1 protein-coding gene is annotated in these 2397 nt (G+C 71.9%); it reads right to left on the bottom strand.

The annotated features are described in order from the left end of the window. Positions 1 to 2376 (bottom strand): condensation domain-containing protein (locus GWI24_RS43415; protein WP_308344283.1); only part of this gene is annotated, 2376 nt, incomplete at its 3' end. Between the last annotated feature and the right edge of the window lie 21 nt (positions 2377 to 2397).

Genomic DNA, 2397 nt, shown 5'->3' with positions numbered 1-2397 from the left:
AGGATCAGCCGCCACCTGCTCCAACACCCGCACCAACCGCCCCGCCAACAACCGCACCGTGCCTTCGTCAAACAGATCGGTCGCGTAGAGCAGCGAGCCCATCAGCCCCGTCGGCGCCCCCTCCTCGTCGCGCCGCTCGGCGACCGTCGCCGACAGATCGAACCGGGCCGCCGGAGAGGCGGCCGGGAGACCGCTCACCTCCAGCCCGGCCAGCTCCCACGGCCGACGGCCCTGCGGCAGGTTCTGCATGGTGAGCGACACCTGGAAGAGCGGGTGCCGGCCCAGCGATCGGGTGGGGTTGAGATCCTCGACCAGCCGCTCGAACGGCACATCCTGATGCGCGTACGCCGCAAGATCGGTATCCCGCACCCGGGCCAGCAGTTCGGTGACCGACGGGTCGCCGCTCAGATCGGTGCGCAGCACCAGCGTGTTGATGAAGAACCCGGCCAGCCCGTCCAGCGCCGCGTCGCCGCGACCCGCCGTCGCCGTGCCGATGGGGATGTCCGTACCCGCACCCATCCGCGACAGCACAACCGCCAGCGCCGCGTGCATCACCATGAACATCGTCGCCCGGCCGCGTTGGGCGAGCTCCACCAGCCTGGCGTGGGTCTCCGCGTTCACCTCGAACGGCATTTCGCCGCCAGTGAAGGAGGACACCGCAGGTCGGGGCCGGTCGGTCGGCAGGTCAAGCTCCTGCGGGGCACCGGCGAGCGTCTGCCGCCAGTAGTCCAGTTGCCCGCTGATGACACTCTGCGGATCGCCGAGGTCGCCCAGCACCTCGCGCTGCCACAAGGCATAGTCCCCGTACTGCACCGGCAGGGGCTCCCACCCGGGCAGTCGGCCCGCACGCCGGGCCGCGTACGCCGTGCCGATGTCGCCCGCGAGGATGCCCATCGACCAGCCGTCGGCGGCGATGTGGTGGACGGCGCCCATGAGTACGTACTCGGCCGGGCCGGTCACCAAGAGCCGTGCGCGCCAAGGCAGTTCGGTGCGGACGTCGAACGGCTGGTTCGCATACGCCGCGAGCTGCGCGGGCACCTCGTCCGCGGCGGTGTACACCACCGTCAGCGAAGGTCGGCCCGCCGCGCCGTGCAGGACCTGCTGGCAGGGGACGCCCGCGGTCTCCGGGAAGATCGTGCGCAGGCTCTCATGCCGGTCGGCGACATCGCCGAGGGCGGCTTCCAGCGCGGGGAGGTCGAGGTCGCCGGAGAGCCGCAGGGCCAGGGGCAGGTTGTACGCGGCCCCCTCGCCGGTGGTCTCGAGCCGGTTGAGGAACCACATCCGCTGCTGCTCGAACGACAGCGGCAGCGTCTCGGGCCGCGGTCGCGCCATCAGCGGCGCCCGGGACTCGCCGCCGAGTTCGCCCACCAGTTGGGCGACGCCGGCGACGGTGGGGGTGGCGAACAGATCGCCGATGCTGACCTCTGCGTCGAGCACGGCGCGGACGCGGGCGATGAGCCGCATGGCGAGCAGGGAGTCGCCGCCCAGCTCGAAGAAGGAGGCGTCGGCGCCGACCCACTCCAGGCCGAGGACCTCGCCGTATAGGCTGCTGAGGATCTCTTCGGTGGGAGTGGCCGGGCCGCGCCCCTCGGCGACGTCCGTGAAGTCGGGGGCAGGGAGGGCGGCGCGGTCCAGCTTGCCGTTGACGGTGACCGGGAGTGCGTCCAGGACGACGACCGCGGCGGGGACCATGTGGTCCGGCAGCCGCTCGGCCACGTACTCCCGCAGTGCGGTGGTGTCCACGTCCGCGTCCCCCTCGGGGACGACGTACGCCACGAGCCGCTTGTCGCCGGGGCGGTCCTCCCGTACGACGACGGCGGCGTGGCCGACACTCCGGTGTCCTGCGAGAACGGCCTCGATCTCACCCGGCTCGACACGGAAGCCACGCAGCTTGACCTGGTCGTCCGCGCGCCCGCCGAAGACGAGTTGGCCGTCCCCGGTCCACTTGGCGAGGTCGCCGGTGCGATACATCCGCCCGCCGGTGAACGGGCAGGCTACGAAGCGCTCCGCGGTCAGCCCGGGGCGGCCGAGGTAACCACGCGCGAGCCCCGGCCCGGCGACATACAGCTCACCCACCACACCCACGGGGACCGGCCGCAGTTGCTCGTCCAGTACGTAGACAGCGGTGTTGGCGATCGGACGGCCGATCGGCACCAGGCCAGACGGCTCCAGGGGAGCGCTCATCGTCGCGCACACGGTCGTCTCGGTCGGCCCGTACGCATTGACCATCCGGCGCCCCGGCGCCCACCGCTCCACCAACGACGGCGGGCACACCTCACCCGCCACCACCAACGTCCGCAGACCCTCCGGCAGCTCCTCCACCGTCGCCAGCACCGACGGCGGCACCGTCACATGCGTCACACCGAACTCCGCCACCACCTCACTCAACGACCCCTC

It is taken from the genome of Streptomyces sp. MK37H, from assembly GCF_018035285.1.
In the GTDB taxonomy this organism is placed as follows: domain Bacteria; phylum Actinomycetota; class Actinomycetes; order Streptomycetales; family Streptomycetaceae; genus Streptomyces; species Streptomyces endocoffeicus.
The sequence above is the reverse complement of the archived record's forward strand: the minus strand, read 5'-3'. Positions and strand labels throughout refer to the sequence as shown.